The 6,539-nt window shown below is 42.4% G+C and carries 6 protein-coding genes and 1 other annotated feature; all 6 genes read right to left on the minus strand.

Annotated features, from left to right (window positions below; genetic code table 11):
• Window positions 1–40 precede the first annotated feature (40 nt).
• Entirely contained in the window at window positions 41–1,441 is a 1,401-nt protein-coding gene (locus ROSEINA2194_RS13410) for a hypothetical protein (RefSeq protein WP_007888198.1), read from the minus strand.
• A complete protein-coding gene (locus ROSEINA2194_RS13415) occupies window positions 1,442–3,169 on the minus strand; it encodes a proline--tRNA ligase (protein WP_007888200.1) in 1,728 nt (575 codons plus the stop codon).
• Window positions 3,170–3,489: 320 nt separating this feature from the next.
• Window positions 3,490–3,769 (minus strand) — a binding site (T-box leader).
• A gap of 165 nt (window positions 3,770–3,934) precedes the next feature.
• Window positions 3,935–4,975: an aldose epimerase family protein gene (locus ROSEINA2194_RS13420; protein ID WP_044928077.1), complete on the minus strand. Its 1,041-nt coding sequence runs from the start codon at window positions 4,973–4,975 to the stop codon at window positions 3,935–3,937.
• A gap of 116 nt (window positions 4,976–5,091) precedes the next feature.
• Entirely contained in the window at window positions 5,092–5,520 is a 429-nt protein-coding gene (locus tag ROSEINA2194_RS13425) for a MarR family winged helix-turn-helix transcriptional regulator (RefSeq protein WP_007888205.1), read from the minus strand.
• 46 nt (window positions 5,521–5,566) lie between these two features.
• Complete coding sequence (gene trxA / locus ROSEINA2194_RS13430) at window positions 5,567–5,878, minus strand: thioredoxin (RefSeq protein ID WP_007888207.1); 312 nt, start codon at window positions 5,876–5,878, stop codon at window positions 5,567–5,569.
• A gap of 22 nt (window positions 5,879–5,900) precedes the next feature.
• Window positions 5,901–6,539: NAD(P)/FAD-dependent oxidoreductase (locus ROSEINA2194_RS13435; RefSeq protein WP_007888208.1), on the minus strand; the 639-nt coding region annotated here is incomplete at its 5' end.

A 6,539-nucleotide genomic window follows, 5' to 3' on the forward strand; every position in this document is an offset into this window, starting at 1 on the left:
CTATATAAAAATGCATTCCTGTCCAGACAATGTCCTACTATTACAAAGAAACATTCACAACTATCCGGTCAATCCCCTGTTCGAGATAATCCTGCAACTGTTTTTCATCCCAAAGTATTTTCTCATCATATCCAAACAGTGAATTATATCTTCCCACCATTTTCAGATGCTTCGGATATAGAAATACTTTTTGCTCGCAATATTTCGGGCAGTTTTCCGGCAACTTTTGTTTTTCCCTGTCACCATATCTGCAAACGGCATAAAGCGTACAATACTGCGAGGTATTTGTCTGGAAAAAAGGAAGATGCAGGCTGTGGTGTCCATCTGGGATTGTAACCTTATATCCACATGATTCAAATTCAAATCTTTGTATATCGAATGTATTTTTTAAATAATCCTGATAAAATCCACAATTCAAATTATTTTCTGCCAGACTGTCCACATGATTCCCGATACCATGTTTATAAGGTAAACGGACATCTTTTCTGCGTTTATTTAACAGAACTCCCAACACTGGTTTTAAGTGTGGTTTTCCCTGCAAAAGTATAGGCATCGCCCAGTCGTTTACGATAATTTCCTCCTGCTCCTTGCCTGCCTCTTTTTCTCTGCTTTGGCACCATACTTCAAGTTCCTGCAACAGTTCATCAATCTCTTCCAACAGATGATTCCTAATATATGAGAAGGCAAGCGTCACCGCAAGATTGTTCTCCAACGCTTTCTCCAACACCTGAAACAGCAATTTTTTCTTTGGAAAAAGGTTGTGGCAGAACTGGTTTCCAATGTAGATTCTTGTCACTCTCTTCTGACTCAATGTGTGATGTTCCAAAAAATTGTTTTTCCAGTAATCGTGGCAAAATCTCGTCCAGTCTTTTTGTAGAAAATCATAATATAATTCCGGGCGGTCTATTGTGATGGCGAGCTCGAATTCAGGGAAATCTGTAATATTACACTTTTTATGCTCCCATGTATTCCTGCACTCCTGTATTCCATCACCAACACAACTGAACCACTCTTTCTTCTGCTCTTCGAAGCTCTCTGCGTAAACTTCGTCCAATTCTGCCGGATAACCAACCATTTTTTCTGAAAGATACGCATCATCTCCTGCGAGTTTTAGCGATATGTAGTTGTCATAATCTGTCACCAGACGCTTTACCTGCTCCCTGTATTCCCCGTTTTTTGTCCACACCGAATAGATAAAGAAAAAGGGCGTCTCCTCTGTTAACTTCATCTCTCTTTCCTTCTCTGCCAACTGCACTTTGCGGTAACAGTCAGCAGAAAAGTCAAAAAAACAAATCTCAAGGCACGCCGCTTTTTCTATTTTTTCCGGTACACGAAACGAAAAACCTTCCTCCGACAGTCCTGTGATTCTGATTTCCAGATGATCACAGAAACCGCCAAGAAGTCCAAATGGAATCATCGGGATTCCGTTTATTTTTTCCATTTATTTTACCAGATTACACTCTTTTTTCATTTTCTCTACAAGGTCTTTTACATACTGCTCGGCATTTTCTACCGGAACTTTCTCCATAAGGCTCTTGTCACGGGTGGAAACTTCCACAACAGACTCTTTTAAGTTACGTGGGCTCACAACAACACGAACCGGAACCCCTAAAAGGTCTGCATCGGAGAATTTATTTCCGGCACTTACGGAGCGGTCATCATAGATCACTTCCACACCGGCATTCTGTAAATTCTCATATAAAGTATCTGCTACTTCCCTGACACCTTCTTTGTCAAGGTTCATCGCACAGATGTGAACCTGCCACGGAGCAATGCTCATTGGCCAGATTGGACCATAATCATCATGATGTGCTTCACAAATGGAAGCTGCCATACGTCCGACACCGATACCGTAGCAACCCATAATTGGATTTTTGCTTATGCCGTCTTTGTCCACATAGGTCATGTTCATGGTCTTGGTGTATTTCGTTCCGAGCTGGAAGATGTTACCAACCTCAATACCACGGGAAATGGTCAGTGATTTCTTACCGCAGCATGGGCAGATACCGCCCTCCACAACTTTTGCAAGATCAACATACTCTACATCCGGGAACTCGCGCTCCATATTCAGGCCTGTGTAATGATAATCCACTTCATTGGCGCCGCAGACAAGATTTGTTGTTCCCTTTAAAGAACGGTCAAATAAAACGATACAGTCTGCATTCTGGTTCACCGGTCCGATAAATCCTGCCTGAATGCCACTCTCCTCTGTGATCACTGCCGGATGGACATCGCAGCCAAGGTAATTGGTCAGCTTTGTCTCATTAATTTCGAGGTCACCGCGCACAAAAATGAGAATATATTTGTCATCGGAATTTTTCTGGTAAACAACGGCTTTCATGGATTTCTTTGCATCCACATGTAAAAATTCACAAACCTGTTCAATTGTATGCATCTCAGGTGTATGAACCTTTGTCAGCTCCTGCATAGCCTCTGTCTCGTTCTCTACAATATTTTCGGCTGCTTCCATATTGGCACGGTAATCACACTCATTACAGATTACGATGGAATCCTCTCCGATTGGAGTTAAAAGCATGAACTCATGGGAAACATTTCCGCCCATCATACCGGAATCGGATTTTACAGAAACTACCTCCGGGATACCTGCTCTTGCATAGATTCTCTCATATGCTTTGTGGCATTTATCATAGTACTGCTCTAAATCTTCCTGACTTGTGTGGAAAGAATAAGCATCTTTCATGGTAAACTCACGCACACGGATCAATCCTGCTCTTGGACGTGCCTCGTCACGGAATTTTGTCTGGATCTGATAAATCATGAATGGGTATTTTGCATAGCTCTGTCCATATTCTCTTACTAACTGAACGGCTGCCTCCTCATGTGTCATACCAAGAACCATCGGTGCTCCGTTTCGGTCTGTAAAACGTAAAAGTTCTTTTCCGATGCTGTCGTATCTGCCAGACTCCTGCCAGAGACTTGCCGGCATAACAACCGGAAACTGTACTTCCTGTCCATCAATCGCATCCATCTCCTCACGGATGATCTGCTCGATCTTTCTTGTAATTCTGCGGAGTGGCATATAAGAAGAGTAAATTCCGTTTGCCACATTCTTCATGTAACCACCACGGATCATAAGTGCGTGGCTGTCTACCTGACAATCCGCCGGTCTTTCCTTAAATCTGTCACCTACTAATTTTTCTAATTTCATATAATCCTTTCTCCTTTTCTTGTTTTTTTGAATTAGGCGTTTGCGAAACTCATCCTAGTCTTCTTTCAATTGTTCAAAATTAACAAAAACATTCAAGACACGCTCTCGCTATGTGTCGCTCCCAACGGTACTAAGAAGCCAGACACAACTTACTGTTGTATCTGCCTTCTAAGTGCCGGCGGCTCCCCAATGTCTTTCATGTCTTTTGTCAATTTCTCACAATTCAATTTAGGTTGTTATGAGTTTCGCAATTGTCTATTTTTTTGAATACAGATATTTTCGAAGCACTAAAAAAGCCCCAAGCCAATATGAAAATATCAGCTTAGGGCGAACTATCTGTCCGTGGTACCACCTAATTTCGGTAAAACCGCTCTCACGCATACAGGAAATATCCGATATGCCAGCTCTGTAACGGGAGCTCCCGATGAAGCTTAATAATGAATCCTTCTGCTTTCTAGCATCTGATGCCGTCCGCAGTTCTAACACCCACGTTCACTTCACGCTCAAAGACAGGTTCCGTTTTCATCATGAAAGGCTCGCACCGACCGCCTTCTCTCTGCACATCATAGGAAACGTACTAACTCTTATCATCGCTTTCACTTAATTATCAGCTATAGACTCACTCATAATTATCACTTTTCATGCTATGTTGGAGAATAGCACTTTTTTCCCCCGAAGTCAACTATATTTCTGACAAAATCGGCTGTTTGTTCTGTCAATACAATTTATCAGCACTTTCATCCTGATTCGTTTATCGTTTCAACCCTATCTCAGATAAAACCGGTAACTTGTCTCCGTGTGATAGGTATGTCCCGCTTTCACCACCGGTGACGGAAAATCCGGTTCATTCACCGCATTTGGATAAAACTGGGACTCCAGACAAAATGCACTTCTGTCGTGATAGGCTGCACCACCTTTTCCGGTCTGCTCTCCGATAAAGTTTCCTGCATAAAACTGTACACCACAGCAGTCAGTTTCCGCTTCTAAGGCAATTCCACTCTCCCGGCAGTATGCGTTTGCCATAATCTTTTTCTCACCTGGTCTGCCGAGAACATAATTGTGATCGTAACCGCCTGTAAAATGAAGCTGTTCAAAATCTGCCCTGATATCCTGTCCAATCTGTTTTTCTGTTCGGAAATCCATCGGCGTTCCCTCCACCGATGCAATCTCTCCTGTCGGAATCGCACTTGAATCCACGACTGGCGTATAGGCATCTGCGAAAATCTGCAATACCTGTCCTTCAATGCTTCCACTCTCGTGACCATTCAGATTAAAATAGGAATGATTCGTGCAGTTCATAATCGTATCTGCATCCGCTTTTCCATTATATACAATATGCAGTGTATTATCATCTGCAATCGTGTATGTAACGGTAATCTCCATGTTGCCCGGGAATTTCTGCTCTGTCTCTGAACTGTAGTGATAAAATGTGATGCTATTGTCCGTGTGTTCTCTCACTTCCCAGATGACCGTGTTAAACCCGTTTTTTCCACTGTGGAGATTATTATGATTCTCATTCTCGTCAATCCTGTACTCTTTTCCATTGATCGTAAACCGGCTGTCTTTGATACGATTTCCGTTTCGTCCGATAATCGCCCCAAAGTAACTGGTATGTTCCTCATATCCGGTCACGTTATCATACCCAAGTACAAGGTCTTTCTGTACCCCTGCCTTGTCCGCAAATAAAAGAGAAACCAGTGTTGCACCGTAGTCTGTCACCTTAATCGTTGTGTTGTTTTTATTCTCCAACACATATAACGAGGCTTCTTCCCCTCGCTTTGTTACACCAAAATTCACTTTTTCCATGCTGCTCTTCTCCTTTTCTATGTAGTCTGGCAATACGCCTGACCTGTTAAAATTGTTAATGATTACCGCAACATTTTCTTTTGCCCTATGCAATCAATCTGAAAATCTGCAAATAATTACATATTCCCCAATATTTTATATAAAATTTTATAAAGTGATGCTGCCTCTTCCTGGTCAAGACAGACGCACCCACCAACTTTTTGTGGAATTTCCACTGCTTTATCTCTTAACTTTTCGCCTTCTGCGGTGAGCGTGACGATCAAAACTCTCTCATCCTCTTTTGCCCGGTTTCGTTTCACCCAGCCTTTTTGTTCCAGCTTTTTTAAAACCGGGGTGAGTGTTCCGGAGTCGAGGTACAGATGTTCCCCAAGCTCCTTCACATTCATCTCCTTATACTCCCACATGACCATCATTGTAATGTACTGTGTGTAAGTCAGATCCAGTTCATCCAGATATGGCTTGTACTTTTTTACAATTTCTTTTGATACTGCATACAATGGAAAACAAAGCTGTTTCTCCAGTTTCAATGCATCGTATTTTTCCATATTGTCATCCTGTTGCCCTTACTGTGGTAAGCGCCGCTTTCTTTTATTATAACTGTTTTTTAATAAATTCTACAATATTTTCTTTTGGAGCGAAACCTACCTGTGTATCGACCTTTTCACCCTTTTTCAATACGACAAGTGCCGGGATATTCATGATTTTGTACTGCATTGCGAGATCCGGGTTCTCATCAACATCTACATTGAAAAAGTTTACTTTTCCTGCATATTCCTCGGAAACCTCCTCCAATACAGGTGCTAACATTTTACATGGTCCACACCATGTAGCAGAAAAATCAATGACTGCTACCTCACTTGCTGTTACTTCGTTAAATTCGTTCTGTGAAATTTTCTTTACCATAATTTTTTCTCCTTCTTATCATTTACTTTGACAGCCGTTTTTTCTCTGCCAGATATGCAACTGCTGAAAGTGCGGCTACATTGCCCTCTCCTGCAGACTTGATATACTGGTACGGTGCACCGACCGCGTCGCCACAGGCAAAACAACCTGCAAGATTTGTGCGCATCTGACGGTCAACCGCAATATGATTGTCCTCTATTTTAAGTCCTGGCACTAACTGTGCAGGAGAAACACTTTCTCTTAAAAAAAATACTCCATCCACATCATAACGGTTCCGGTCTGTCACAAGTTCCTGAACCTTTAATGATCCCTCGACGGACACTGGCTTTTCCCTCAAAACTTCGACGGAATCTGCCACATTGACATCGGCTTCATACATTGGAATATAATAAACTTTGTCTGCCATCTCCGCCATAAAGTCGGCTTCCGCTTCCTCTTTTGGTGAAAAACCGATGATGGCTGCTATTTTTCCTCTGTATAAAGGTGCATCGCAGGTGGCACAGTAGCTGACGCCTCTGCCTAAAAACTGCTCCTCACCCGGATATGCCTTTGCAGTGCTGACTCCGGTTGCAAGAATGACTGTCTGTGCCTCATAGTTTGTTCCATTTCCCTGCAAGGCAAAATACTCGCCCATCGCGTAAACTGCGTTGATCTTATCTTC

Origin of the sequence: Roseburia inulinivorans DSM 16841 (assembly GCF_000174195.1) — a bacterium.
Taxonomy (GTDB): Bacteria; Bacillota; Clostridia; order Lachnospirales; family Lachnospiraceae; genus Roseburia; species Roseburia inulinivorans.